This window comes from Roseateles noduli (assembly GCF_050626985.1).
Lineage (GTDB): Bacteria > Pseudomonadota > Gammaproteobacteria > Burkholderiales > Burkholderiaceae_C > Roseateles > Roseateles noduli_A.
Genome location: NZ_CP192463.1, coordinates 5,502,084 through 5,527,030, shown reverse-complemented (window position 1 = coordinate 5,527,030; position 24,947 = coordinate 5,502,084). Strand labels below are relative to the sequence as shown.

The following is a 24,947-nucleotide window of genomic DNA, read 5'->3' as shown; positions in this document are numbered from 1 at the left end:
AACCACGGAGACAACACCATGATCTACGCCAAGCCCAACGCGGCCGGCGCGCCGCTGCAGTTCAAGAAGCGCTACGACAACTTCATCGGCGGCCAATGGACCGCGCCGCGCGACGGCCAGTACTTCGACGTGATCACGCCCATCACCGGGCAGGTCTACACGCAGGCGGCGCGATCGACCGCCGCCGACATCGAGCTCGCGCTGGACGCCGCGCACGCCGCCGCCGAGAAGTGGGGCGCCACGCCCGCGGCCGAGCGCGCCAACGTGCTGCTGCGCATCGCCGACCGCATCGAGCAGAACCTGGAGCTGCTCGCCTACGCGGAGACCGTCGACAACGGCAAACCCATGCGCGAGACGCTGAACGCCGACCTGCCGCTGGCGGTCGACCACTTCCGCTACTTCGCCGGCTGCCTGCGGGCGCAGGAGGGCGCGCTCAGCGAGATCGACGCCAACACCATCGCGTACCACTTCCATGAGCCGCTGGGCGTCGTCGGCCAGATCATCCCGTGGAACTTCCCCCTCCTGATGGCGGCCTGGAAGCTGGCGCCGGCGCTGGGCGCGGGCAACGCGGTCGTGCTCAAGCCGGCCGAGTCGACGCCGATCGGCATCCTGCTGCTGGCCGAGCTTGTCGCCGACCTGCTGCCGCCGGGCGTGCTCAACATCGTCAACGGCTACGGCAAGGAAGCCGGCATGCCGCTGGCGCAGAGCAAGCGCATCGCCAAGATCGCTTTCACGGGCTCGACCGCGACGGGCCGCGTCATCGCGCAGGCCGCGGCGACCAACCTGATCCCGGCCACGCTGGAGCTGGGCGGCAAGAGCCCGAACGTCTTCTTCCCCGACATCGCCGCGCAGGACGACGACCTGTTCGACAAGGCGATCGAGGGGCTGGTGCTCTTCGCCTTCAACCAGGGCGAGGTCTGCACCTGCCCGTCACGCGCGCTGATCCACGAATCGATCTACGACAAGTTCATCGCCCGCGCGATCGACCGCGTGAAGGCCATCAAGCAGGGCAACCCGCTGGACACCGACACGATGATGGGTGCGCAGGCCTCGTCGATGCAGCTGGACAAGATCCTGTCCTACCTCGAGATCGGCAAGCAGGAGGGGGCGCAGTGCCTCATCGGCGGCGGACGCGCGCAGCTGGGCGGTGATCTGGCCGGCGGCTACTACATCGAGCCCACGCTCTTCAAGGGCACCAACGACATGCGGATCTTCCGCGAGGAGATCTTCGGACCCGTGCTGGCGGTGACGACCTTCAAGACCGAGGAGGAGGCGCTGCGCATCGCCAACGACACGCCGTACGGGCTAGGCGCGGGCGTGTGGTCGCGCGACATCAACACGGCCTTCCGCATGGGCAAGGGCATCAAGGCCGGCCGCGTGTGGACCAATTGTTATCACGCCTACCCGGCGCACGCGACCTTCGGCGGCTACAAGGAATCCGGCATCGGTCGCGAGACCCACAAGATGATGCTGGACCACTATCAGCAGACGAAGAACCTGCTGGTGAGCTACTCGCAGAAGAAGCTCGGGTTCTTCTGACGGCGTCCTAAGTCCAAAGGCCCGCGGGCAGCGAGCGCGCGTGGGGCCGGAATGTCGCTGGGGGTTCCCGGAGGGACGCCCCCTGCGACGTGGAGTGCCCGCGCTTGTCCGCCCGCAGTCGGTCTTCGCTCAGCTCATCCGAAACACGGCCACGGCTTGAACCAGCTGCGTGGCCTGTTTCTCGAGGGAATCGCTCGCCCCGGCGGACCGCTGCACCAGCGCCGCGTTCTGCTGGGTCGTGCGGTCGAGCTCGCTGACCGCCTGACTGACCTGGGCGATGCCGGTCGCCTGTTCGCGCGTCGCGTTGCCGATCGTCGAGATGAGCGCCGAGACGCGCTTCACCTGCTCGACGATCTCGTGCATCGCCTTGCTGGCCTCGTCGACCTGACGGCCGCCGGCCTCGACGCGCTCGACGCTCTCCCCGATCAGCTGCTTGATCTCCTTGGCCGCCGCCGCGCTGCGTTGCGCCAGCGAGCGCACCTCGCTCGCGACCACCGCGAACCCGCGGCCCTGCTCGCCGGCGCGTGCCGCCTCGACCGCCGCGTTCAGCGCCAGGATATTGGTCTGGAAGGCGATCCCGTCGATGACGCCGATGATGTCGGCGATCCGCTTGCTGGACGTCGTGATGCCGGCCATGGTCTCGTTGACGTGGCGCACCACCTCGCCGCCCTGCGCCGCCGCGACGCTCGCGCCCTGCGCGAGATCTTCGGCCTGGCGCGCGGCGTCGGCGTTGCTGCGCACGGTGGCGCTCATCTCCTCCATCGACGCGGCCGTCTGCTGCAGGCTCGCCGAGGCCTGCTCGGTGCGCGAGCTGATCTCGTTGTTGCCGTTGAGGATGTCCCCGCTGGACGACCGCACCGTCACCACCTGCGCCGCCACGTCGTCGATGACCCAGCGGAACATCAGGCCCAGCTGGTTGAGCGAGCGCAGCGCCATGCCGACCTCGTCGACGCGGTCCATCTGCAGCGGCTCGCGCGTGTCGCCGCTGGCGACGCGCTTGGCATGCCGCGCCAGCGATTCCATCGGCGCCACGATCTGCGCCTGCAGGAACCACATCGCGAGCAGCGAGACGACCACGAAGGCGCCGATCCACATCGCCGCGGCGGCCAGCGTGGCCGCGCTCATCCACGCGGACACGATCGCCGCGATCGTCAGCGCGAGCACCGGCAGCCGCACGCGCCAGCGCACCGGCATCGTCTTCATCATCGAGGTCCACGCCATCGCGCCCTGGCGCACCACGACGCCCTTGTGGATGCGCAGGTGCTTCGCGCGGCCTTCGCGCATGTCGGCGTAGAGGCGCTCCGCGCCGGCGATCTCCTCGGCCGACGGCCGCGTGCGCACCGACATGTAGGCCACCGGCTGGCCGTTGCGCATCACCGGTGTCGCGTTCGCGCGGACCCAGTAATGGTCGCCGTTCTTGCGGCGGTTCTTCACCAGCCCGGTCCAGGATTCGCCGCCCTGCAGCGTCTGCCACATGTCGCCGAAGGCCTCGGGCGGCATGTCGGGATGCCGGACGATGTTGTGGGGCTGGCCGAGCAGCTCCTCCGTCGTGAAGCCGCTGGCCTCGACGAAAGCCTCGTTGGCGTAGGTGACCCGACTCTTCGTGTCCGTCGTGGACATCAGCGTCGCGTCGGCGGGGAAGTCGTACTGGCGCTGGGTGACGGGCAAGTTCTTCCGCATGGCGTCCTCCTTGTCTGTTCGCTGCGGCGGCGCTCCCTGCCGGTTCCGGTCTGTGGGAGCTCGTGCAGCGTATGCAAAGTTCGCTTGTTGCGCGAGTCCTTCACAACCCCTTCACCGTCAACAGACAAATGTCTATTCAAAAGACATTTGTTTGCATCCAGGGGAGGATCTCCCTAGAATCCGTCGCCATGACACCCCCCAAGGAACTCTCCTCGAAGGAGCAACTGCTGTCGCTGGTCGAGGCGAACCCCTTCATCGGCCAGCAGGAACTGGCGGACCGGCTGGGGCTGTCGCGCTCCGCCGTCGCCGGCCATCTGGGGCAACTGACCCGCGAGGGACGCATCCTCGGCCGCGCCTACGTGCTGCCGCAGCGCCAACCCATCGTCTGCATCGGCGGCACGAACCTGGACCGCAAGCTGCGCGCCGTCGGCCCGCTGCGCATGGGCAGCTCGAACCCGGCGCGGCAGCATGAATCGGCTGGCGGTGTCGCCCGCAACATCGCTGAAAACCTGGCGAGGCTCGGCCTGCCGGTCCACCTGCTGACCGCCGTCGGACGCGATGCCGCGGGGCAGACCTTGCTGGCGCAGCTGCAGGGGCTGGGCGTCGATTGCGCGGGTTGCCTGCAGGCCGCCGACGCGGCGACGGGCAGCTACACGGCGGTGCTCGATCCCGACGGCGAGCTGGTGCTGGCGCTCGCGCACATGGCGTTGACCGACCGGCTCGATCCCGCCTTCCTGCGCCAGACCGCGCCGCAGCGCGCGCCGGCGCGCTGGCTGGTCGCGGACCTGAACCTGCCCCGCGAGACGCTCGACGAGTTGCGCGCCGAAGCACGGCTGCGCGGCCAGCACCTGCTGCTGGTGGCCGTGTCGGAACCGAAGATGGCGCGGCTGGGCGCCGATCTGCGCGGCGTCGAATTGCTGGTGCTCAACCGCGGCGAGTTGCAGGCGCTGTCGGGCCGGGCCCTGCCAGACGACGACGCCTTGCACGCCGCGTGGCGATCGCTGCGGAAAGCCGGCCTGCAACGGCTCGTGATCAGCGACGGCGCGGACGGCGTCCGTTTCTCCGACGGTGACGCGCTCGTCCTGCTCCCCGCGCCGCCGCTGGATCCGGCTTCGATCCGCGAGGTCACCGGCGCCGGCGACGCGATGACCGCCGGCATCGCCGCCTCGCTGCACCGCGACCCCGACGACCTGCGCGGCGCCTGCGCGCTCGGCCTGCGGCTGGCGGCGCTGACGCTGCAGAGCGACGCCACCGTCAGCGAGGCGCTGAGCCCGGCACTGCTCGTCTGAGCCGGAGCGTCGCGCGCACGAATCCCAATCCCGATCCCAATCCGAGCCCGAGTCGGAGCCCCCTCAAGCTCGAATCCAAGAGAGAACCCATGAGCACGCAAGACCTGATCGACCAGAACCTCATCGACTTCTCGCCCGAGGTGGCGGCCGCGCGGGCGGAAGGCCGTCCGCTGGTGGCGCTGGAGTCCACGATCATTTCCCACGGCATGCCCTACCCGCAGAACGTGCAGACGGCGCGCGAGGTCGAGGCCATCGTGCGCGAACACGGCGCGGTGCCCGCGACGATCGCGGTGCTGGACGGGAAGATCCGCGTCGGCCTCCACGACGCGCAGCTCGAGCTGCTCGGCCAGTCCCCCGACGCGATGAAGCTGAGCCGCCGCGACCTGCCCTTCGCGCTCGCGACCGGCCGCGTCGGTGCCACGACGGTGGCCGCGACGATGATCTGCGCACGCCTGGCCGGCATCGAGGTGTTCGTCACCGGCGGCATCGGCGGCGTGCACCGCGGCGCGGAGACGTCCTTCGACATCTCCGCCGACCTGCAGGAACTGGCCCGCACGCCGGTGGCCGTGGTCTGCGCGGGCGCCAAGAGCATCCTCGACCTGGCGCTGACGCTGGAGTACCTGGAGACGCACGGCGTGCCGGTGCTGTCGGTGGGGCAGGAGAACTTCGCCGCGTTCTACACGCGCGACAGCGGCCTGAAGGCGGACTTCCGCATCGACGCGCCGGCCGACCAGGCGCGTTTCCTGCGGACGAAATGGGCGCTCGGGCTGAGCGGCGGCGCGGTGATCAGCAACCCGGTTCCGGCGGCGCATGAGATGCCGCACGCCGTCATCGACGGCTTCGTGGCGCAGGCGCTCGCGGAAGCCTCCGCGCAGGGCATCAGCGGCAAGGCCGTCACGCCCTACCTGCTCGCCCGCATCAAGGACCTGAGCGGCGGCGCCAGCCTCGTCACCAACATCGCGCTGGTGAAGCACAACGCCGTCGTCGGCGCGGCGCTCGCCAAGGCACTCGCACTCTGACGGCCGCTGGCCCTCACCCCCACCCTCTCCCGCAAGCGGGCGAGGGAGTCCGGCCGGCGCACTGACCCCTCTTCTTCTCTCTCCCGGAAACGCTCGTTCACGCTCCAATCGCACAGGTTTTCCTCCCGCTCGCGCAGGATTAACCTGAACGAAACAATCATCGAAAGAGCCGGACTTAACCTTCCGCGCCCTCAGGGAGCTTTGCAAAGCGCGCCCTGGATGACTGTCGTTGGAGAACGTGTTCATGCGCCGCAAGCCCCTTGTCCTGTCATTGATCGTCGTCCTGCTCATCGCGGGCGGAGGCTGGTGGTGGAAGTCCCGGGCGGCCTCGCGCGAAGGCGGCGAGGCAGGACCCGCCGCGGCCGCGCGCGGCGCGACCGGAGCGTCGGGCCCCGCCGGCACGCAGACCGTCGGCGTGGTCACCGCGCAGCGCCGCGACGTCCCGGTCACCGTCGAGGCCTCCGGCACCGTCACGCCGATCAACCAGGTCGACCTCCGCGCCCAGACGACCTCGACGATCCGCGACGTGCTGGTCCACGACGGCCAGACGGTCACCAAGGGTCAGGTCTTGTTCCGCTTCGACGAGCGCGCGGACCGCGCCAACCTCGACAAGGCCCGGGCGCAGCTGGCCCGCGACAAGGCCAGCCTCGGCGACCTGCAGCGCCAGTACGAACGCGCCAAGGACCTGCTGGCACAGAACTTCGTCGCGCAGAGCGCCCTGGACACCGCGCTGGCCAGCCTGCAAGGCGGCCGCAGCCTGGTCGACGCGGACGCCGCCGCGGTGGAATCCGCCGCCGTCGCCCTCAGCTACAACGAGATCCGCGCCCCCTTCTCGGGCCGCGCCGGCGCCGTGAACGTCTGGCCCGGCAGCCTGGTCCAGGCCAGCGCCACCGGCACGCCGCTGGTCAACATCGTCCAGATCGATCCGATCGCCATCAGCTTCAACCTGCCCGAGACCGAGCTCGCCCCCGTGCTCGACGCGATGCGTCCCGGCGCCACGGGCGCTCTGGTCACGCCGCCCGAGGTGCAGGTCGTCCTGCCGACGATCGAGGGCGGCCCCTCCCGGAAGGACAGCAAGGGTGGCAAGGCCGTCGAATCGGTCGCCCACGGCAAGCTCACCTTCGTCGACAACCTCGTCGACGCGACCACCGGCACGATCAAGCTGAAGGCCGAGTTCACGAACGACGCGCAGAAGCTCTGGCCCGGCCAGTACCTGCGCGTGCGCATGACGCTGCGCAGCATGAAGGACGCGGTCGTGATCCCGCAGGCCGCCATCATCCTGCGCGGCAACGACCGGCAGGTCTACGTCGTCGGCCCCGACAAGACCGCCCAGCTCAAGCCGGTGAAGCTGCGCTACGCCTTCGGCGAGATGGCCGTCGTCGACGGCGTCGACGCGGGCGCGACCGTGGTGCTCGACGGCAAGCAGAACCTGCGGCCCGGCACGCCGCTGCGCACGCAGCCCGCCGCCGTCGATCCGGCCGCCGCCGCGCGCCTGGCCGCGGCCTCGGCCGCCGCGGGCGGTGGCGCCTCCGGCAACGACGTCGCCGCGCCCTGATCCGGCCGTCCGGCCCACGCCTTCGACGCCTTCGACGCCTTCGACGTCCCGACGCCTTCAGCCCCCGCGGAAGCTGCCATGAATCTCACCGAACTCTTCATCCGCCGGCCGGTCATGACCGTGCTGCTGAACGTCGCGCTGGTCGTCGCCGGCATCGCCGCCTGGAGCCGCATCCCGGTCGCCGCGCTGCCCAGCTTCAACACGCCGGTCATCAACGTGCAGGCCACGCTCCCCGGCGCCAGCCCCGAGACGATGGCCTCGTCCGTCGCGCTGCCGCTGGAAAAGCAGTTCTCGACGATCGCTGGCATCACGACGATCTCCTCGACCAACACGTTGGGCAACAGCTCGCTGACGCTGGAGTTCGACTCCGCGCGCGACATCGACGCCGCCGCGGTCGACGTGCAGGCCGCGCTGTTCCGCTCGCTGCGGGCGCTGCCGGTCGAGATGACGACGCCGCCGTCCTACCGCAAGGTCAACCCGGCCGACGCGCCGGTGCTGCTGGTGGCGCTGACCTCGCCGTCGATCAACCTGTCCGAACTCAACGACTACGCCGAGAACCTGATCACCCCCAGCCTGTCGACGATCGACGGCGTGGCGCAGGTGTCCATCTACGGCCAGAAGCGCTTCGCGGTGCGCATCAAGGCGCGCAACGAGCTGCTCCAGCAGCGCAACATCACGCTCGACGAGCTTCAGGCGGCGGTCAAGGGCGCCAACGCCAACACGCCGGTCGGCACGCTGGACGGCGCGCGCCAGACGCTGACCATCCAGGCCAACAAGCAGCTGCGGGACGCCAACGCCTTCGGCGGCATCGTCGTGGCCACGCGCAACGGCGCGCCGGTGTTCCTGCGCGACGTGGCCGACGTCGAGGACAGCTACGAGACCGTCAAGTCCTTCTCCAACTTCAACGGCGAGCGCTCCATCGTGCTGGCCGTGCAGCGCCAGCCCGACGCCAACACGGTGAAGGTGGTCGACGCGGTGAAGGCGATGCTGCCGCGCTTCGCCGCGCAGCTGCCGGCGTCGGTGCAGATGAGCACGCTGAACGACCGCTCGGTGTCGATCCGCGAGGGCCTGCACGACGTCTACTTCACGCTCGCGCTGACGGTGGCGCTGGTCGTGATGGTGATCTTCCTGTTCCTGCGCCGCATGGTCGCGACGCTGATCCCGACGCTGTCGCTGCCGATCTCGCTGATCGGCGCGGTGACGCTGCTGTTCGCGCTGGGCTACAGCCTGGACAACATCTCGCTGCTCGGGATCACGCTGGCCGTGGGCCTGGTGGTCGACGACGCGATCGTGATGCTGGAGAACATCTACCGCCACGTCGAGGACGGCATGGCGCCCTTCGACGCCGCCATCCGCGGCGCGCGCGAGATGGCGTTCACCATCATGTCGATCTCGATCTCGCTGATCGCGGTGCTGATCCCGATCTTCTTCATGCCGGGTGTGATCGGGCTGCTGTTCCACGAGTTCGCGGTCGTCGTGTCGCTGGCGATCGGCGTATCGGCGGGCGTGTCGCTGACGCTGGTGCCCATGCTGTGCAGCCGCTTCCTCAGCAGCCACCACGAGGTCGAGGAGAACGCGCTCGGCCGCACGTTCGAGGCCGGTTTCGGCTGGGTGCTGAACAAGTACACCGCGTCGCTGGACTGGGCGCTGGCGCGCCGCTGGGTCGTGGGCGTGGTGGCGCTGGCCACCTTCATCGCCAGCGCGTGGCTCTGGATCGTCATCCCCAAGGGCTTCTTCCCGGAAGAGGACATCGGCCAGATCCAGGCCAGCACCGAAGCGGCCGAGGACATCTCCTTCGCCGCGATGACGGTGCTGCAGGAACGCGTCGCGCAGATCGTGCAGGACGATCCGTCGGTGTCGTCGGTGTCCGCCGCGGTGGGCGGCGGCGGGGGCGGCGGCAACGTGAACACGGGGCGCCTCTTCATCAACCTGAAATCGCGCGGCGAGCGGCCCCCGATGCCTCAGGTGCTGGAGCAGCTGCGCAAGAAGCTGCGCGGCGTGCCCGGCATCGCGGTCTACCTGCGGCCGGTGCAGAACCTGCAGCTCGGCGGCCGGCAGTCCAAGAGCCGCTACCAGTTCACGCTGCAGTCGGTCAGCACCGGCGAGCTCAACAGCTGGGCCGTGAAGCTGCAGGACAAGCTGCGCAACGACCCGGTGTTCCGCGACGTCACCAGCGACTCGCAGCTGCGCGGGCTGCAGGCCAACCTCGTGATCGACCGCGAGCGCGCCACGCTGCTGGGCGTGCAGATGCAGGACCTGCGCAACGCGCTGTATTCGGCCTTCGGCGAGCGCCAGGTCTCCAGCATCTACGCGGAGAGCAACACCTACCAGGTGATCATGGAGGCGACCGACAGCGACCGCCTCAGCGAGGACGCCTTCGACAAGATCTACCTGCGCGGCAAGAACAACACGATGGTGCCGCTGACGGCCTTCGCGAGCGTGAAGCGCGAGCTTGGCCCGACGGCGGTCAACCACCAGGGCCAGCTGCAGGCGATCACCCTGAGCTTCAACCTCGCGCCGGACGTGCCGCTGGGCACGGCCACGGGCAAGATCGACCAGTTCACCAAGGAGATCGGCCTGCCGCCGTCCATCATCACCAGCTACGGCGGCGACGCGGCGGTGTTCAAGGACTCGCAGGGCGGCCAGCTGCTGCTGATCGTGCTGGCGGTGGCGGTGATCTACGTGCTGCTGGGCGTGCTCTACGAGAGCTACATCCATCCGCTGACCATCCTGGCGGGGCTGCCGTCAGCGGCGGTGGGCGCGCTGCTGACGCTGCAGCTCGCGGGCATGGAGCTGACCATCATCGCGACCATCGGCATCCTGATGCTGGTGGGCATCGTCAAGAAGAACGCGATCATGATGATCGACTTCGCGCTCGATGCGCAGCGCAACGGCGGCATGACGCCGCAGCAGGCGATCCGCGAGGCCTGCATCCTGCGCTTCCGCCCGATCATGATGACGACGCTGGCCGCGCTGATGGGCGCGCTGCCGATCGCGCTGGGCCTGGGCGCCGGCGCGGAGCTGCGCCAGCCGCTGGGCCTGGCGGTGGTCGGCGGACTGGTCCTGTCGCAGGCGGTGACGCTCTACATCACGCCGGTGATCTACCTGGCGCTGGACCGCTTCAGCGGGAAGGGGCCGGATACGCGGGAGGTGGAGGAAACGCGGTTGACCGAGCATCCGGTGCACGCGGCGCAGCCGGTTCCCGGCCACGCGGACTGAGCGCGACGAGGCGCATGAGCAACAAACTTTGAACGTTTGTGGCGCGGCATGAACTCAGTGGTCATGCCCATCGAACACGTCACCTTCAAGCTCTCTTCCCTGCTGCCGCCTCCGTCCCCAAGCGATGTGGATCCGGGCGCATCGTGGCCCATGCAACAGCCCGTCGATGACTTCGATGAATATCTTCTGACTCTGTGTCGCCTCCCCGCCGGAGCGGGCGCCTCTCCGTTCGAAGCTCGCGAGGCGGAACGGCTCTACGATCTCGCTTCGCCCATCAAGCCCTTGCTGGAAGAGTCTCCGTACCGCCACCCCATGGAGCTCAACTTGCGAGACAGGCTGAGGACCATCTCATCAGCCGTCCGCGACGGACATCTCCCTGTAGAACACGCCCGACGGCTGCTGGTACCGAGCGAGCCCTCCTGGCTGACCAGCCTGAACACATTGCGGCGCGTCGAGCTTGCGCATGACACGCTTCAGACCCTCACAAGAGCTTCCGTATTGAGCGACGGGACGGCGACCGCCGCCAGCCAATCGCTGTTACGGGGGCTGCTCGAAACCGAAGGGAACTCGCCGAGCGAAGTGCTACTCAGCATGGACTTGTTCGACAAGGTCGCGTGGCTGCCACCCCTCGACGGCCAGAGGGCTATCCTGGCCAGTCGGATGGTCGACTTCATGTACCAGATGCAATTCACCGAGGCCGAGATCGGCCAGATCAGCACTGTCCCTCGCAAGAAGGCGCCGCCGTTCCCACTGGCTTCGCAACCCGCATGACCTGACCCCTCGACACGCCCGCGAGCTCAGCCCGGCGGGCTGAAGCGCCGGCGCGCCAGCGCCGCCGCATCGCGTCCGATGCATCCCGGCGCATGATCGTTGATCAGCCCCATCGCCTGCATGAACGCATAGACCGTCGTCGGGCCGACGAACTTCCAGCCGCGTTTCTTCAGTTCCTTGGACAGTCGGATCGACGTCTCCGACGTCGCCCGCACATCGCCGCCCTCCTCCGGATCCTCGAAGCGCCAGAAGAACGCGGCCAGCGAGCCGGCGTCCTTCTGGAGCTCGAGCGCGCGGGACGCGTTGTGGATCGCCGCCTCGATCTTGCCGCGGTGGCGCACGATGCCCTCGTCCGCGAGCAGTCGCGCCACGTCGGCCTCGCCGAACTTCGCGACCTTGGCGATCTCGAACTGCCTGAAGGCCTTCCGGAAGTTCTCGCGCTTGGCGAGGATCGTCCGCCACGACAACCCCGACTGGAATCCCTCCAGGCAGAGCTTCTCGAACAGTCGCCGGTCCTCGTGGACCGGGTAGCCCCATTCGTTGTCGTGGTAGTCGCGGTACATGTCGAAGCCGGGCGACTCGCACCACCTGCATCGCCATTGGCCGTCCGGGCCTTGCGCCAATCGTTCCGTCATCACCTCTCCGCACGGCCTCGACGCGGGCCCTGAGCGGCAATTCTGCCGGCAAGCGTGCCCCCGACGCGCAGAACGCTCCCCCCGGCCAGTGCCACTGCACGCGCCATGCATCCACTCACCGCCGCGTTCACGTCCTCATTTCTCCAGGACCCTGCGCTCGACGTCGCGGTGCCGGTGACCAGCACGGCCGAAGGACGCGCGCACGACCCCTGGTGGTACCAGCCCGGATCCGGGCAGTCGCCTGAAGCGTTCGCGCGCGGCAACGGCTTCGATCGATTCGCGTCCAGCCTGTCGGCGCGCATCTCGGCCTTGGCGGCGATCGTCGGCACGGCGTCGGTCGAAGCCGACGCCTTCGCCACATTCCAGGCCCATGTGCTGGGCGTCGACAGCAAAGGCGCCAACCGCCACTTCGGTGACGCCGCCGGCAACGTCTATGGCGAGGGCGCCCAGTACCTGGATCGACTCGTGCACCTGATCGGCGATCCTCGCCTGACGCCGGAGACGCGCATCACCGCATTGCGCGAGCTCGCCCCGCAATTGGTCGAGTGCGGCAACGGTGCCGTGGTCGCCCTTCAGCAGAGCGTCGCGCGCCTGGATCCGGACAGACGGGGCCTGCGAGGGAAATGCCGCACGCTCATAGAACTCACCATCGAACAGGTCGCCGCCGAAACCCTCGACCGGCGTCACGCCAGGGCGTTGCGGGCGGCACCGGGCATGCATCGGCACCATGTGGCGGGCCTGCAGACGCGCCTGTATGGCGCACTGGGCCTGCCCTGGCGTCCGTCCAACGATCCGATGGCCAAGGCCACGTTCCCCGCCCGGACCATCGAGAGTTGCCTCCAGCAACTCGGCAGCGTGTTGACACCATCCGCCCTGGCATTGACGTTGGCGGAGGACTATCTCGCGAGATGCGCGCAGGCCCTGCGCGACGCCGGCGCGCGCCGCCCGGACGCGCCGCTCACGATCGGCGAGATCGACGCGGGGACGCTGACGCTGCTCCACGAGTTCAATGTGACGCCGAGGCACGAGGCATTGGTGCGCCTGGACGAAGCCGCCGGCAGTTGCGTGCTCCAGGACGATCCGATCCTGATGGGTCTCCAGTTCCTGGAAGAGCTGTCGAAGGCCGACGTGGTCCATGCGGCGTGCCACGAGCCGGTCGCTTCATGGATCGACGGCAGCGGTGAGCCGGTGCAGTGCTTCGTCAACGGGGCACTGGCGTGGGCCGTCCAGGACGGTCGGCCACGGCCGCTGAACGCGTCGGACCTCCCCGGGCTGGCGACCTTGACCGCCGCGCCGCTGGGGGCGGCGGCCAGGCGGTCGCTCAGGCTGGGCAGCAGGCCATCGGCCTTGGCCGCGCACGTCGATCCGCGCCTGCTGCGGGACGCCGACACCTGCACCTGGTTGTGCGACCAGTTCGATGACGCCGATCTGGCGCCGCTGTTGAGCGATTGGCAGGCCAGGCAAGCCTGGACCCCGGAGCAGTTCGCCTGGATTGCGCACGCGCTCGCTGCCCAGGGCCGCATCGATCTGTTCACGGGCCTGCCCTTCGACTGGCCCGCCAACGCCCGTCTCGCGGTCATCGTCCGCGCACTGGACGCCCAGCCGCCGAAGCTGGAGCCCGGCAACTTGAGGCAGGTCCTCGCCATGACGGTCCAGGATCGTCAGTCGCTGCTGGAATGCATCCTCCTGAAGGCGGACCTGCCCCTGTGCTGCCGCTTCCTGGATGCGCTGACGACGAGGGCCCGCACGGGGGAACTGGAGATCGGCACCTGGGAGGTTTTCACCGATGCCGCCATGGAGAAGTCGGGCATCGCCGCGCGCCTCTACCGGTCCACGGGGACCTACTGTTCGCTGACCCGGCTGTTCCAGCATCGCAATCTGCAAGGCCTGCAGATGAAGGGCACCAGCTCGCCCAGACAAATGGCCACGGACCTGCTCCCTCCCGTGAAGGGGATATTTCCACGGGTCATCGATACGAACGATGAGGGTCACGTCCTCGCCGCGTTGCTGGCCGTCGAGGTCATCGGAAAGTTTGCCTGGGGAGGCGACAAGGCGCGCGGCCGCGAGACCTTGCGTGCCCTGCTCGAGGGCCCCGGCCAATGCGTCTCCGCGGCCCTGCAGCGTCTGCACGGGCCGCGCACCGAGGACCTCTTCATCGCGCTGCTGGCGGAGACCCTCCGGGCGATGCGGCGCTTGTCCTTCAGCCGGGAGGAAGCGAGGGCCCTGCTTCGCATCCGGCCCTCCTCGGCCTCCGCGAAAGTGGCCGAGATCCTGGACGAAGTCGCCTGGCAGATCGACAACGCGACGGACGACGAACAGCTCCCGGAGTCGCTCGACGACTTGCTGACCTACACCCTCGCCCGATGACGCCGGGGCGATCGGGCAGCCTGTCACGCCGCCGTCGCGAATCGACGAATCGACGAATCGACGAATCGACGAATCGACGAATCGATCATGTTTGTTCGCACACTCACCGCGCATGCCTGTCATCCACGATCTGTACTCCCCCACCTTCCTCGCCGAGGCGCCGATCGTCGACGCCGAGCCGGCATCGCCCGCACGCGCCGACGCGGCGTCGGACGGTGACTGGACCTACAACCCCCAACGCCATGGCGCCTTCGAGGCGTTCTTTCGACACGCGGACTTCCCGCCGTTCCGCGCACGCGTCGAACGCAACATCGACGATCTGATCGCCGTCGCCCGCGCCGGCGACCTGCGCGGCGCCGTCCCGCACCTCGAGGCCCTGCGCAACAAGCTGTTCGACATCGGCCTCGACGGGCATCCCCTGAGCGTCAAGCCGTACGAGGTCATCAAGTCCTACGGCCCCCTGGTCGAGTCCCTGGACCGGCTGGTGCCGCTGTTCCACGACGAGACGATGCGCCTCGAGAGCCGGCGCACGGAACTGCAGCGGCTGGCGCCGGAGCTGCCGGTCTGTGCCAACGGCGCGCTCAACGCGGTGCAGTCCGCGCTGATCCAGCTCGAGCTGAAACGCTCCGGTCTGGGCGGGAAGTTCCGCGCCACGGTCGAGCACATCGTCGAACAGGCGGCCACCGATGCCGTCGAGATCAAGTACCAGCGCGACTTTCACCTGGCTCACCTGGAGCAGCGGCACTACGTCGCCGGATTGAAATCGAAGCTGTATCAGGAACTCGGACTGCGCTGGGAGCTGCCCGCGGACGACTCCGCCTACCGCCGGCACTCCGAGAACTTCGTCCGGCGCGTGGCCGGGTCCCTGACCGAGGCCATCGCGCCCGGGGCGGTGGCCCGTGTGATGGCGGAGGACTACCTCGCGCGTTTCACCGACAGCATGAACGAGACGCTCAGGCCGCGCGGCGCGGGGGCCTGGCCCACCGACGGGGATGTCGAGGACTGCACCGCCCTGCTGTCGTTGGAGTTCGGTCCGCCGCCGCCGCGCCATGGCCTGCTGCGACAGCACCCGGACGGCATCGGTTGGGAATGCCTCAGCGACCCCACGCTCGTCGCGGCGCACCTGCTGGACAGCCTGCACGACGCCGGCATGCTGCAGCAACGCCGCGCGCCCAGCACCGTCGCCCGCTGGACGACCGTCGACCTGCCGCCGGCGCGCTGTGAGCTCCAGTCGGTCGATGGGCTGACCTGGGTGGAAGAGAACGGCCATCGGCGCCCTTTGGAGGCCGAGGATCTGAAGCAGCTGACCGACCGCGCCACCCTGAGCGCGCCGATGGTCCTGGCGGCCATCGCGAACAGTCCGCCCGACACCGTCGCCACCCTGGCGGAGCCCGATTGGCTGCTGGACCGCGAGGTGGGCGACCGCCTGCTGGGTCGCGTCGGGCTGGGCGGGGTCGCAGCGCTGGTCGAGGCACGACGTGCCGCCGGCACCTGGACCGACGAGCTCGACGCCTGGTGGACCGGCGTCCAGGAGGCACACGGCCCGAACCCGCCCCCCACGGGTCGCATCAGCTGGTCGGACGCTCAGGGACAGCACCAGCTCGCGCCCGTCCAGATCAGCGATCTGCTGGGCGCCCGGATCGGGGATCTGCTGGACCAGCGCGAGCCCGGCCCGTTGTCCACGGAGACGCTCAGCCACCTGAGCGACCTGCTGAGCTTGACCTTGACCGAGCCGGCGCCGAGGGCCCCGCGCGCCGTCGACGCCTCCGACCTCACCAACGCCGCCCGCGCGGCCCGGGAGGCCCGGAACGCCTTCAAGCGTGCGATGGCGATCGAAGAACCCATCCGGACGTGGTGGGCCACGGTCGGCGAGGCCCTGCGCGCCGACCCGCCGCGGATGACCGGCGACGCCTTGGCGGACGTGCTGACGACGGCAGGCAGCGAGTCGACCATCCCGTTCGTCCGCGCCCTCACCGTGGCGGACGACAACGTGCGGCAGGTCTTCATGGACGGCCTGACGGAGCTGCAACGCGATGGTCTTCTGGCCACGGATCGCCTGGTCGCGCGGCTGACGCAGCCGCACGCGGCCCCCGACGGGCTGACGGCACGGCTGACCTCGCCGGAATTCGACCTGGAGACCCTGCTGGCGTTCACCACGAGGGCGGTGGCCGACGGCCATCTCGAACGCGAACGTGGCCTGGAACTCTTCTTCGGATCCGCACCGATCGCCTCCTCGTCGACGCCCCTGCCGCTCGTCCTGTTCGAGCGCGCCGCCGCGCGCGCCGACAAGCGCCTGCGAGCCTATTTCTCCGCGCTGAGGGAGGCAGCGTCGCGCGGTGTGGTCACGCGGGACGAGCTCCTGCGATTGACCGGCCACGGACGCAGCACTCATCCCGTGGCCGATGCCTGGCAAGCCACGCCCTCGATGACGAAACGTCCCCCCGCGTCGGCCTGGTTCCTGGGCATCGCTCAACTGTGTGCGGAAGGCCACCTGTCGGTCGAGGAGGCGGAAACACTGCTGGTCCCGCCACCAGCAGGCAACGCGTCGGCCTGGGGGGATCTCGCGGACAACCAGCAACAGCAGCAGGTCCTGAACATCCTGTGGTCCGTGCCGCGCCCCAGCTTCGCAGGGCTTCGCGAGCCGTTGCCCCCCGAGCCGACGGAGGTCACGCAGCGGCGACGTCAGCTGTTGAGCGCCGTGACCGGTGCGGGTTCCGGAACGCCCTGCCGCTTGATCAGGGCGCTGCACGACGCCGTCCCGGACCCGGACGCGGGGTTGAGGTCCTTCATCGAGCAGCAGTTGGCGTTGACGATGAAGACGCTGGGCTTCGGCGCCGAGGAGATCGCCGCCGCCGTCGGCAACCCCGTCGACGCGGTCGCCTAACCCGGGTCGCGGTGAAACCGCGCGCGGTCGCTCGGCCAGGTGTGGGCGCGCGCCTCGATCAGGTCGAGCACCTGCACGAAACCGCTGGCGGCGCCGTAATAGGGGTCCGGCACCTCGTCCAGGCCCAGCCCCGTCATGCCGGCCAGGAACAGCCCGAGCTGCGCCTGCGCCGCCGGCGGCCGCATCGCCTGCAGGCCGCGCAGCACCTGGCGGTCCATCGCCAGGATCAGGTCGTAGCGGTCGAAGTCCTCGGGCTTCACCTTGCGCGAGCGCCAGCGCCGGTCCATGCCGTAGCCGCGCTGCTCCAGCACCGCCAGTGCGCGCTTGTCGACGGCGTGCGCGCGCGACGACGCGAAGACGCCGGCCGAGTGCACCTCCGTGAGGCCGAGCTCGGCGGCGCGCAGCCGCAGCACCGCCTCGGCCATCGGCGAGCGGCACAGGTTGGCCGCGCAGACCAGCAGCAGTCGGGTCACCGTGTCGACGCTTCCGGGGTCAGAGCGCCAGCTCGGCGCGCATCGCGTCGATGACGCCCTTGTAGTCGGGCTTGCCGAAGATCGCCGAGCCCGCCACGAAGGTGTCCGCGCCCGCGGCGGCGATCTCGCGGATGTTGTCGACCTTCACGCCGCCGTCGATCTCCAGGCGGATGTCGCGGCCGCTGGCCAGGATCATGGCCTTGGCCTGCTGCAGCTTCTTCAGCGCGCTGGGGATGAAGCTCTGCCCGCCGAAGCCGGGGTTGACGCTCATGATCAGCACCAGGTCGACCTTGTCGAGGACCCACTCCAGCACGTCCAGCGGCGTCGCCGGGTTGAACACCAGGCCCGCCTGCGCGCCTTCGGCCTTGATCAGCTGGATCGTGCGGTCGACGTGCGCGCTGGCCTCGGGGTGGAAGCTCACCAGGTTCGCGCCCGCGCGGCAGAAGGCCTGCGCCAGGCTGTCCACCGGCTGCACCATCAGGTGGACGTCGATCGGCGCCGGCGTGCCGTCGGGCTTCACAGCGTGTTTCTTCAGCGCCTCGCAGACCATCGGGCCGAAGGTCAGGTTGGGCACGTAATGGTTGTCCATCACGTCGAAGTGGATCCAGTCCGCGCCGGCGGCCAGCACGTTGCGGACTTCCTCGCCGAGATTGGCGAAATCGGCGGACAGGATGCTGGGGGCGATGCGATAGGTGGGCGGGTTCATGGCGGGGCGGGCGCGGAGCCGCTGGCGGGGAAAGTCGACGATTGTAGAAAGGCCGGCGCGCGAGCGGGCGCCGCCCGGCCATGACATCCGTCGATGGTGTTCGGCGATGGCGCTCAGCGGTAGCGTTCGGTCAGCCGCGCGATCTCCCCGGACGCGCTGATCTGGCGCAGGCGGTCGGTCAGGCGCTCCACCACCGCCTCGGGCAGCTGGCGCGAGACCACGACGTACTGGGTCTCCTCCTCGAAGACGTGGGGCCCGATGCGCACGCGCGACCCCAGGCCCTCGCCGCGCGCCGCCTGGCGCAGGTTGAAGTCCTGGCCGTAGACGCCGCCGGCGCGGCCGCGCACCAGCATCTGCAGCGCTTCCTTGTCGCTGCGCGCGGATTCGATGAACGACACGTCGGCCTCCTGCAAGGTGGCGGCCAGCTTGGTCCCCTGGGCCAGCAGCAGCGGCTGGCGCCGCGAGAAGGCGCGCAACTCGTCCCAGCTGCCCGGCGCGCGTTCGTCGCCGGCGCGCATCGCCAGCACATGCGAGATGCGGTACAGCGGCACCGGCAGGTAGCGCATCAGCGCATGGCGGTGCTCGGACTTGAGCAGGCAGAAGAACACGTCCAGGTCGCCGTTGCTCAGCATCAGCTCGAGGCGGCGCAGCGGCACCTGCTGGGTCAGGCCTTCGATGCGCAGGTCCGGATCGGTCCGCATCACGGCCGCGGCGATCTCGCCGCACAGACCGGGGCGCTGCGGGTCGCCCGACGCGTACTTGGCCGGCGCGCCGGCCTGCGCGGCGCTGCGCAGCATCAGCGGTCCCGTGGCGCCGGCACCCGGCACCGCGGATGCCGCGGGCCCGGACGGCGCCGCCATCGCCGAGTTCGCGGCCACCAGGCCGAACCTGACGCCCGCGGCCACGCCGCCGACAAGCGCACAGCCGCGCGCCATGGCCTGGCGTCGATTGGGCCGGGGCAATCCCGGCGGGTGTGCTGCCCTTGTCTCCATGACGGATGGCGTCCGGTGCGTGCCGGCCGCGTGGGGTGGTCCGTTCGAGCAGGTTCTGCTTGTGCTCTGTGCGATAGCCAGCATAGCCGAGGCGGCGCCTAGAATCCGCCGATGGCACATCCGCATTTCCACTGCAGCGTGGCCGTCGAGCCGCTCGCCGATCAGACCTTCCCGGACCGCAACGAGTTCGCGTACGGCTATACCGTGACGATCGAGAACCGGGGCGACGTCACCGCCCAGCTCATCGGCCGCCACTGGACCATCGTCGACGGCAACGGCAAGGAACAGGAAGTGCACGGGCTGGCCGTCGTCGGCCACCAGCCGCTGCTGCAGCCGGGCGAACGCTTCCAGTACAGCTCCTGGGCGCAGATCGCGACCCGCCACGGCACGATGAGCGGCCGTTTCCTCTGCGTCACTGACAAGGCCGAGGTCTTCCACGCCGAGGTGCCCGAGTTCCTGCTGGCCGACTCCGGCTCCCTGCATTGATGTTCCGTCGCCAGGGCTGGGACCTCACCGCGCTGCTCAACGCGGCGCATCCGCAGGCACCGCTGGCCGAGCGCAACCTCTGGCTGGTGCGACTGATCGAATGGCTGCGGCACGCGCCGCTCAAGGACGACCGGGCGCCGGCCACCGCCACCACCGCGGCCGCGGCCACGGCCACGGCAACCCCGTCGACCCTCGGGGACGAGCCGGCAGCCGCGGCGCCTGCCGTCGTGCTTGCCACCGCGCCGTCAGCCCCGCTGCCGATCCGCCGCCTCAAGTACCTGCTCCGCATGCTGGAGCGCCATCCCGATCATGCGAAAGCCTTCGCCGAGGTCATCGCCAGCGTCTGGGCCGACGTCGACGCGATCAGCCTGTTCGCCGAGGTCGGCTTCGCGCCGCGCATGGCGCTGTGGAACGAGTTCCTCGGCCGCCTGCGCCGGCGCCTGCTGCCGCTGAGCGCGGACACCCGGGACCTGTCCGAACTCTTCGAGCTGCTGTTCCCGCACGAAGCCGACGAGCAGTGGATCAACGCCGTCGACGACGAACTGCTGGAGCGCCTGGGCCTGCTCTTCGCCGGCGCGCCCGAAGGCGACTGGCGCGAGGAGATGCGCGCCGCGATCACGGTGCTGGTGAGCTCGGTGCGCTCGGCCGGCCTGTCCGGCGCGCTGCGCGTGCGCATGGATCCGCAGCGGCTGGCCAGGCGCCCGTTCCGCAACCTCGCGACGGCCTGGGAGCAGGTCGAGCACGCGCTGGTCGAGCACGACAGCGCCACGTTGCCCGGCAAGCTGCAGTACCTGCGCGGGCTGCTCGATGAATGCCGGGCGGCGGTGCGTTCCGTGCCGGATCACCTGGAGGAGCACGGCGTCTCGGTGGACCTGATGTTCGGCGTCGAGCAGATGCAGGCGCGGCTGCGCCGCGTCGAGGACCTGCTCGCGGTGCTGCTGGCGGATCACCCCGAGCGCGAGCTGCTGCGGCTGGTGGCGAGCCTGGTGGCCGTCGTGCACGATCGGCGCAGCATCCGGACGCTGTTCGCGCGGCACTACTCGCTGCTGGCGCGCAAGGTCGCCGAACGCAGCGCCGAGACCGGCGAGCACTACATCACCCGCAACGGCGAGGAGTACGGCGACATGCTGCGCCGCGCCGGCGGCGGCGGGCTGGTGATCGCGGGCACGACCTTCATGAAGTTCGCGATCATGGCGGTGGGCCTGTCCGCGTTCTGGGGCGGGTTCTGGGCGGGCGTGAACTACGCGGCCAGCTTCGTGCTCATCCTGCTGCTGCACTGGACCGTCGCGACCAAGCAGCCGGCGATGACGGCGCCGGCGCTGGCCGACAAGCTCCGCCACATCGACAGCGACACGGGCCTGCAGGCCTTCGTCGACGAGGTCGTGCACCTGTTCCGCTCGCAGACGGCGGGGATCATCGGCAACCTCGCGCTGGCGGCGCCGATGGTGCTCGTCGTGCAACTGGCGGCCTGGCTGAGCTTCGGCAAGCCGCTGGTGGGCGTGAAGGAGGCCGAGCACGTGCTGCATTCGCTCAACGTGCTGGGGCCGTCGCTGTTCTTCGCGGCCTTCACCGGCGTGCTGCTGTTCGCGTCCAGCCTGATCGCGGGCTGGGTCGAGAACTGGTTCGTCTTCCACCGGCTGGACAGCGCGATCGCCTGGAACCCGCGCATCGTCGCGCGGCTGGGCGCGAACCGGGCGGGACGCTGGTCGCGCTGGTGGCGCGACAACATCTCGGGGCTGACGGCCAACATCAGCCTGGGCCTGATGCTCGGGCTGGTGCCGGCGCTGCTGGGCTTCTTCGGGCTGCCGATCGAGGTCCGCCACGTGACGCTGTCGACCGGCCAACTGGCGGCCGCGGCCGGCGCGCTGGGGCTGGACGTGCTCAAGCACTGGCCGTTCTGGCTCTGCGTGATCAGCATCCTGGGCACCGGCGTGCTGAACGTGGGCGTCAGCTTCTACCTGGCGTTCAAGGTGGCGTTGCGCTCGCGCGGGATCCGGCTCGCGGACCAGAAGCGCGTGCGCGCGGCGATCTGGACGCGCATGCGCCACCAGCCGCTGAGCTTCCTCGTGCCGCCGAAGGGCTGAGGCTCACACGCCGACGCTCGAGGGCTGGCGCCTGAACGCCGAGCCGCTCAGGCGGCGTCGCGGTCGTCGGGCCGTTCGCCGCCCTTGCGGCCGGAGAACATCGTCCACCAGACGATGAAGACGAGCAGCGCGAGGGCGCCGAGCGCCTCCAGCAAAATCACGCCCATGATTCGTGGTCCGATCCGTAGCAGAACTCGCCGCTGGAGCGCGGCGCTGGCGATTCTAGGCGCGCTGGGCGCGGCCTCCGCCGCCGTTGTCACCGCCCTTGTCACCACCCTCTTCATCGGCTTCCTGGCGCCCATGGCGTCCGCGGCGGGCTTGCCGATCGATCCCGAGAAGCTGCTCAACGGCGAGGACGACACCGCCGGCCGCCACGTGCTGCAACGCGAGCGCGCCCGCTGGGTCGCCGCGGCGTGGAACGAGCTGCCCGGCTGGGGCCAGGACCGAGCGCTGGAATGGTGGCCCGCGATGCTGCGCGGCTGCGAGAAGCCGATGCCGGGCTGGGCCGCGATCTGCGCGCAGGCCCGCGGCTTCAAGCCGGGCGACGACTGGGACGCGATGGTCTGGCTGATGAAGCGGCTGCAGCCGTATCGCGTCGAGTCGCCCGAGGGCCAGCGCGAAGGCGTGGCGACCGGTTACTACGAACCGGAACTCGCGGCGCGGCGCCAGTCGCAGGGTGAGTTCCGCGTGCCGCTGCTGGCACCGCCGCAAGACCTGGCACGGCGCAAGCCTTACGACACCCGTCAGCAGATCGAGAGCAACGCGTCGCTGTCGCGGCTCAGTCTGGCCTGGGTGCAGGACCCGCTGGACGCGCTGGTGATGCAGATCCAGGGCAGCGGCCGGCTGCGCGTGACCGAGCGCGACGGCACCAGCCGTTGGGTGCGGCTGTCCTTCGCGGCGCACAACGAGCAGCCGTACCGCTCGATGGGCCAGTGGCTGATCGCCCAGGGTGAGCTGCGAACCACGGAAGCCTCGTGGCCGGGCATCAAGGACTGGGGACGGCGCAATCCGCAGCGGCTCAAGGAGGCGATGTGGGCGAACCCGCGTTATGTCTTCTTCCGCGAGGAACCATTGCCCGACCTGGCCGTCGGGCCGCGCGGGGGTCAGGGTGTGCCCTTGACGCCGGGGCGCTCGATCGCGGTGGACAAGGCCAGCATCCCCTACGGCACGCCGGTGTGGCTGGACACGACCGAACCGCTGTCGACGACGCCGATGCGGCGGCTGGTGATGGCGCAGGACACCGGCGCGGCGATCGTCGGCGCGGTGCGGGCGGACTACTTCTGGGGCTGGGGCGAAGCCGCCGAGGCGCAGGCCGGCCGCATGAAGCAGCCGTTGCGGCTGTGGGTGCTGTGGCCGAAGGCACCGGGACCGGCCGGCCCCTCCAGATCAGCCGGACCGGCGATGGGCCGGGCCGACGGCGGCACGCTCACTCGGTGACCTGGACGCCCTTCCAGAAGGCGACGCGGTCCTTGATCTCGGCGGCGGCCTCGGAGGGCTCCGGGTAATACCAGACGGCGTCCGGGTTCATGTCGCCGTGGACCATCAGGCTAAAGTAGTGCGCCTGGCCCTTCCACGGGCAGGACGTGCGGTGATTGCTGAACGTGGTGAACTCGCGCTTCAGCGAGGCGACGGGGAAGTAATGATTTCCCTCGACCACCACGGTGTCGTCGCTCTCGGCGATGACTTCGCCGTTCCAGATTGCCTTCATTCCAACTCCTCGTGCTCAAACGCTATTTCGCCCATCGGGGCAAGGACATCTTCGTCACCGCCGGGTCTGCGAGAGACCTGACACCCGGCAGCTTCGGGATCTGCGCGATCGGGGGCGGCGCGGAAGGCTGGTCCGTCGTCCACGTCGGCCCGGATGGCGACGCCGCCGACCTCGGCGGGGAGTACTACTTTGCCACCTCCGAGGAAGCCCTGGCGTTCCTGAAGGAACTGATCGACCTGATGGTGGATGGCGGGGAGCCGGAGGGGCTACACGCGGACTGAGCCTGCCGTGAGGCGATTAGGCGATCCAATCGCCTTGCCAGATGAGTCGATTGATGGTCGTGAGGCGATTTTGGCCCATAATCGACTCAACTTCTGAGTCGATTGCAGCGTTCACGCCATGGCTGACGACCTCCCGCTGATCTGGAAAGACCCTGCATGGCCGCACCTGCGGTTCGATATCGACGCGGTCGAGCCCGCGCTGATCGCTGCCCGTCGCAGCCTGGGCCTGCTTGCGGGAAAGCTCGCAGCCATCCCGAACGATCACCTCGCAGGACTGGAGGCGGAAGGCTGGAGCCAGGACGCCCTTGCGACCGCCGCGATTGAAGGCGAACGCTACGACCCCGTGTCGGTGGGCTCGTCGGTGGCGAGGCGTCTGGGGCTCGTCGAGGGCCGCGGCCCCCATGTCCCGCGTGACATCGAAGGGCTGCTCGACGTCCTGGAAGATGCCGTCAATCGTTGCTCGGAGCCGCTGACGCATGAGCGCTTGTGGGCTTGGCAGGCGTCGATGTTCCCTGACGGCTATTCGGGCATGCGACGCGTAGACGTGGGTGCCTATCGCAGCCATGCGGAACCGATGCAGATCGTGAGCGTCGGCCCGCAGGGAAAGGAGAAGGTGCACTACGAAGCGCCCCCGTCCCGCGACGTGCCGGCGGACATGGAGCTGTTCATCCAGTGGTTCAACGGAACGCTCGGCAGGGATCCCCTGGTCGTGGCTGCACTGGCGCATGTCTGGTTCGAAAGCATCCACCCATTCGAGGATGGAAATGGACGCGTGGGTCGCGCGCTGATCGACTTGGTGCTGGCACGCGAGATGGGTCGGTCGAGCCGTGTGATCCGGATGGCGCAGCAACTGCTGAAGGTGCGCGAGGCGTATTACGAGCAGCTTCAAGAAGCCCGCTCCGTAGACGTGACGCGATGGATCGTCTGGTTCCTGCAGCAAGTGCAGGCGTCGTGTGAGGATGCAGGTCGCATCGTCGATCAGACCTTGCAGAAAACCCGATTCTGGTCGGATCACCGCAACGTCGACCTGTCCCCGCGTCAACGCAAGGTCATGAACCTGCTGCTCGACGCAGGGCCCGATGGATTCGAAGGCGGCATGAGCACGCGCAAGTACGGAAGCATCGGCGCCACATCGCGTGCGACCGCCTCTCGCGAACTGCTCGAGTTGGAGAACCTGGGCTTGCTGCGCCGCGTCGGCGACGGTCGTTCGACGCGCTACTACGTGGCGCTCGATGGCTGGGGCCCGGCTGCGAACTGAC

At 69.4% G+C, this 24,947-nt stretch carries 19 protein-coding genes; 13 read left to right on the top strand and 6 right to left on the bottom strand.

The window, feature by feature from the left end; translation table 11 throughout:
• Window positions 1-18: 18 nt before the first annotated feature.
• Window positions 19-1,539: an aldehyde dehydrogenase gene (adh, locus tag ACQ4L4_RS24055; RefSeq protein ID WP_431101365.1), complete on the top strand. Its 1,521-nt coding sequence runs from the start codon at window positions 19-21 to the stop codon at window positions 1,537-1,539.
• A gap of 129 nt (window positions 1,540-1,668) precedes the next feature.
• On the opposite strand, the gene ACQ4L4_RS24050 is transcribed toward adh, so the two are convergent.
• Complete coding sequence (locus ACQ4L4_RS24050) at window positions 1,669-3,219, bottom strand: methyl-accepting chemotaxis protein (RefSeq protein ID WP_431101364.1); 1,551 nt, start codon at window positions 3,217-3,219, stop codon at window positions 1,669-1,671.
• A 188-nt stretch (window positions 3,220-3,407) separates the two neighbouring features.
• Here ACQ4L4_RS24050 and ACQ4L4_RS24045 point away from each other — a divergent pair, with 188 nt between their 5' ends.
• From ACQ4L4_RS24045 to ACQ4L4_RS24025, 5 genes are all read left to right on the top strand, one after another.
• Window positions 3,408-4,508: a carbohydrate kinase gene (locus ACQ4L4_RS24045; RefSeq protein ID WP_431101363.1), complete on the top strand. Its 1,101-nt coding sequence runs from the start codon at window positions 3,408-3,410 to the stop codon at window positions 4,506-4,508.
• 89 nt (window positions 4,509-4,597) lie between these two features.
• A complete protein-coding gene (locus ACQ4L4_RS24040; protein ID WP_431101362.1) occupies window positions 4,598-5,527 on the top strand; it encodes a pseudouridine-5'-phosphate glycosidase in 930 nt (309 codons plus the stop codon).
• Window positions 5,528-5,771: 244 nt separating this feature from the next.
• A complete protein-coding gene (locus ACQ4L4_RS24035) occupies window positions 5,772-7,082 on the top strand; it encodes an efflux RND transporter periplasmic adaptor subunit (protein ID WP_431101361.1) in 1,311 nt (436 codons plus the stop codon).
• Between the two features lie 78 nt (window positions 7,083-7,160).
• Window positions 7,161-10,301: an efflux RND transporter permease subunit gene (locus tag ACQ4L4_RS24030; RefSeq protein ID WP_431101360.1), complete on the top strand. Its 3,141-nt coding sequence runs from the start codon at window positions 7,161-7,163 to the stop codon at window positions 10,299-10,301.
• A 63-nt stretch (window positions 10,302-10,364) separates the two neighbouring features.
• Window positions 10,365-11,072 carry a hypothetical protein gene (locus tag ACQ4L4_RS24025; RefSeq protein ID WP_431101359.1) on the top strand — a complete coding sequence of 236 codons (708 nt, stop codon included), beginning with the start codon at window positions 10,365-10,367 and terminating at the stop codon, window positions 11,070-11,072.
• A 26-nt stretch (window positions 11,073-11,098) separates the two neighbouring features.
• Here ACQ4L4_RS24025 and ACQ4L4_RS24020 read toward each other — a convergent pair whose 3' ends face one another.
• Entirely contained in the window at window positions 11,099-11,707 is a 609-nt protein-coding gene (locus ACQ4L4_RS24020; RefSeq protein ID WP_431101358.1) for a DNA-3-methyladenine glycosylase I, read from the bottom strand.
• Window positions 11,708-11,812: 105 nt separating this feature from the next.
• Here ACQ4L4_RS24020 and ACQ4L4_RS24015 point away from each other — a divergent pair, with 105 nt between their 5' ends.
• Together ACQ4L4_RS24015 and ACQ4L4_RS24010 are read left to right on the top strand one after the other, a co-directional pair.
• Entirely contained in the window at window positions 11,813-14,074 is a 2,262-nt protein-coding gene (locus ACQ4L4_RS24015) for a hypothetical protein (protein ID WP_431101357.1), read from the top strand.
• A 112-nt stretch (window positions 14,075-14,186) separates the two neighbouring features.
• Window positions 14,187-16,958 (top strand): hypothetical protein, encoded by a 2,772-nt coding sequence (locus ACQ4L4_RS24010; protein ID WP_431101356.1) that lies wholly within the window; start codon window positions 14,187-14,189, stop codon window positions 16,956-16,958.
• On the opposite strand, the gene ACQ4L4_RS24005 is transcribed toward ACQ4L4_RS24010, so the two are convergent.
• From ACQ4L4_RS24005 to ACQ4L4_RS23995, 3 genes are all read right to left on the bottom strand, one after another.
• Entirely contained in the window at window positions 16,955-17,431 is a 477-nt protein-coding gene (locus ACQ4L4_RS24005; protein ID WP_431101355.1) for a low molecular weight protein-tyrosine-phosphatase, read from the bottom strand. The two genes, ACQ4L4_RS24010 and ACQ4L4_RS24005, sit on opposite strands and share 4 nt — an antisense overlap.
• 19 nt (window positions 17,432-17,450) lie before the next feature.
• Window positions 17,451-18,137 carry a ribulose-phosphate 3-epimerase gene (gene rpe / locus ACQ4L4_RS24000; protein ID WP_431101354.1) on the bottom strand — a complete coding sequence of 229 codons (687 nt, stop codon included), beginning with the start codon at window positions 18,135-18,137 and terminating at the stop codon, window positions 17,451-17,453.
• A gap of 113 nt (window positions 18,138-18,250) precedes the next feature.
• On the bottom strand, window positions 18,251-19,072 hold the full coding sequence (locus tag ACQ4L4_RS23995) for a substrate-binding periplasmic protein (protein WP_431101353.1): 822 nt from the start codon (window positions 19,070-19,072) through the stop codon (window positions 18,251-18,253).
• Between the two features lie 168 nt (window positions 19,073-19,240).
• On the opposite strand from ACQ4L4_RS23995, the gene apaG reads away from it, so the two are divergent.
• The 3 genes from apaG (at window position 19,241) to mltA (ending at window position 23,136) form a co-directional block, all read left to right on the top strand.
• On the top strand, window positions 19,241-19,615 hold the full coding sequence (gene apaG, locus ACQ4L4_RS23990) for a Co2+/Mg2+ efflux protein ApaG (RefSeq protein WP_431101352.1): 375 nt from the start codon (window positions 19,241-19,243) through the stop codon (window positions 19,613-19,615).
• Complete coding sequence (locus tag ACQ4L4_RS23985) at window positions 19,615-21,699, top strand: site-specific recombinase (RefSeq protein WP_431101351.1); 2,085 nt, start codon at window positions 19,615-19,617, stop codon at window positions 21,697-21,699. The genes apaG and ACQ4L4_RS23985 overlap by 1 nt, the downstream gene beginning before the upstream one ends.
• A gap of 165 nt (window positions 21,700-21,864) precedes the next feature.
• A complete protein-coding gene (gene mltA, locus ACQ4L4_RS23980) occupies window positions 21,865-23,136 on the top strand; it encodes a murein transglycosylase A (protein WP_431101350.1) in 1,272 nt (423 codons plus the stop codon).
• Here mltA and ACQ4L4_RS23975 read toward each other — a convergent pair.
• Window positions 23,126-23,407 (bottom strand): DUF427 domain-containing protein, encoded by a 282-nt coding sequence (locus ACQ4L4_RS23975; protein ID WP_067279015.1) that lies wholly within the window; start codon window positions 23,405-23,407, stop codon window positions 23,126-23,128. The two genes, mltA and ACQ4L4_RS23975, sit on opposite strands and share 11 nt — an antisense overlap.
• 11 nt (window positions 23,408-23,418) lie before the next feature.
• On the opposite strand from ACQ4L4_RS23975, the gene ACQ4L4_RS23970 reads away from it, so the two are divergent.
• Both ACQ4L4_RS23970 and ACQ4L4_RS23965 read left to right on the top strand, forming a co-directional pair.
• A complete protein-coding gene (locus ACQ4L4_RS23970; RefSeq protein ID WP_431101349.1) occupies window positions 23,419-23,688 on the top strand; it encodes a hypothetical protein in 270 nt (89 codons plus the stop codon).
• A 118-nt stretch (window positions 23,689-23,806) separates the two neighbouring features.
• On the top strand, window positions 23,807-24,946 hold the full coding sequence (locus tag ACQ4L4_RS23965; protein ID WP_431101348.1) for a Fic family protein: 1,140 nt from the start codon (window positions 23,807-23,809) through the stop codon (window positions 24,944-24,946).
• The last annotated feature ends 1 nt before the right edge of the window (window position 24,947 follow it).

Excerpts from the sequence above, each read along its gene's own strand:
- ACQ4L4_RS24010 (WP_431101356.1), top strand. The coding sequence starts at position 14,187 with ATGCCTGTCATCCACGATCTGTACTCCCCCACCTTCCTCGCCGAGGCG.
- ACQ4L4_RS24040 (WP_431101362.1), top strand. The coding sequence starts at position 4,598 with ATGAGCACGCAAGACCTGATCGACCAGAACCTCATCGACTTCTCGCCC.
- ACQ4L4_RS23995 (WP_431101353.1), bottom strand. The coding sequence starts at position 19,072 with ATGGCGCGCGGCTGTGCGCTTGTCGGCGGCGTGGCCGCGGGCGTCAGG.
- ACQ4L4_RS24015 (WP_431101357.1), top strand. The coding sequence starts at position 11,813 with ATGCATCCACTCACCGCCGCGTTCACGTCCTCATTTCTCCAGGACCCT.
- ACQ4L4_RS24030 (WP_431101360.1), top strand. The coding sequence starts at position 7,161 with ATGAATCTCACCGAACTCTTCATCCGCCGGCCGGTCATGACCGTGCTG.
- ACQ4L4_RS23965 (WP_431101348.1), top strand. The coding sequence starts at position 23,807 with ATGGCTGACGACCTCCCGCTGATCTGGAAAGACCCTGCATGGCCGCAC.
- ACQ4L4_RS23985 (WP_431101351.1), top strand. The coding sequence starts at position 19,615 with ATGTTCCGTCGCCAGGGCTGGGACCTCACCGCGCTGCTCAACGCGGCG.
- ACQ4L4_RS24035 (WP_431101361.1), top strand. The coding sequence starts at position 5,772 with ATGCGCCGCAAGCCCCTTGTCCTGTCATTGATCGTCGTCCTGCTCATC.
- rpe (WP_431101354.1), bottom strand. The coding sequence starts at position 18,137 with ATGAACCCGCCCACCTATCGCATCGCCCCCAGCATCCTGTCCGCCGAT.
- ACQ4L4_RS24045 (WP_431101363.1), top strand. The coding sequence starts at position 3,408 with ATGACACCCCCCAAGGAACTCTCCTCGAAGGAGCAACTGCTGTCGCTG.
- ACQ4L4_RS24025 (WP_431101359.1), top strand. The coding sequence starts at position 10,365 with ATGCCCATCGAACACGTCACCTTCAAGCTCTCTTCCCTGCTGCCGCCT.
- ACQ4L4_RS24050 (WP_431101364.1), bottom strand. The coding sequence starts at position 3,219 with ATGCGGAAGAACTTGCCCGTCACCCAGCGCCAGTACGACTTCCCCGCC.
- ACQ4L4_RS23975 (WP_067279015.1), bottom strand. The coding sequence starts at position 23,407 with ATGAAGGCAATCTGGAACGGCGAAGTCATCGCCGAGAGCGACGACACC.
- mltA (WP_431101350.1), top strand. The coding sequence starts at position 21,865 with ATGATTCGTGGTCCGATCCGTAGCAGAACTCGCCGCTGGAGCGCGGCG.
- adh (WP_431101365.1), top strand. The coding sequence starts at position 19 with ATGATCTACGCCAAGCCCAACGCGGCCGGCGCGCCGCTGCAGTTCAAG.
- ACQ4L4_RS24020 (WP_431101358.1), bottom strand. The coding sequence starts at position 11,707 with ATGACGGAACGATTGGCGCAAGGCCCGGACGGCCAATGGCGATGCAGG.
- apaG (WP_431101352.1), top strand. The coding sequence starts at position 19,241 with ATGGCACATCCGCATTTCCACTGCAGCGTGGCCGTCGAGCCGCTCGCC.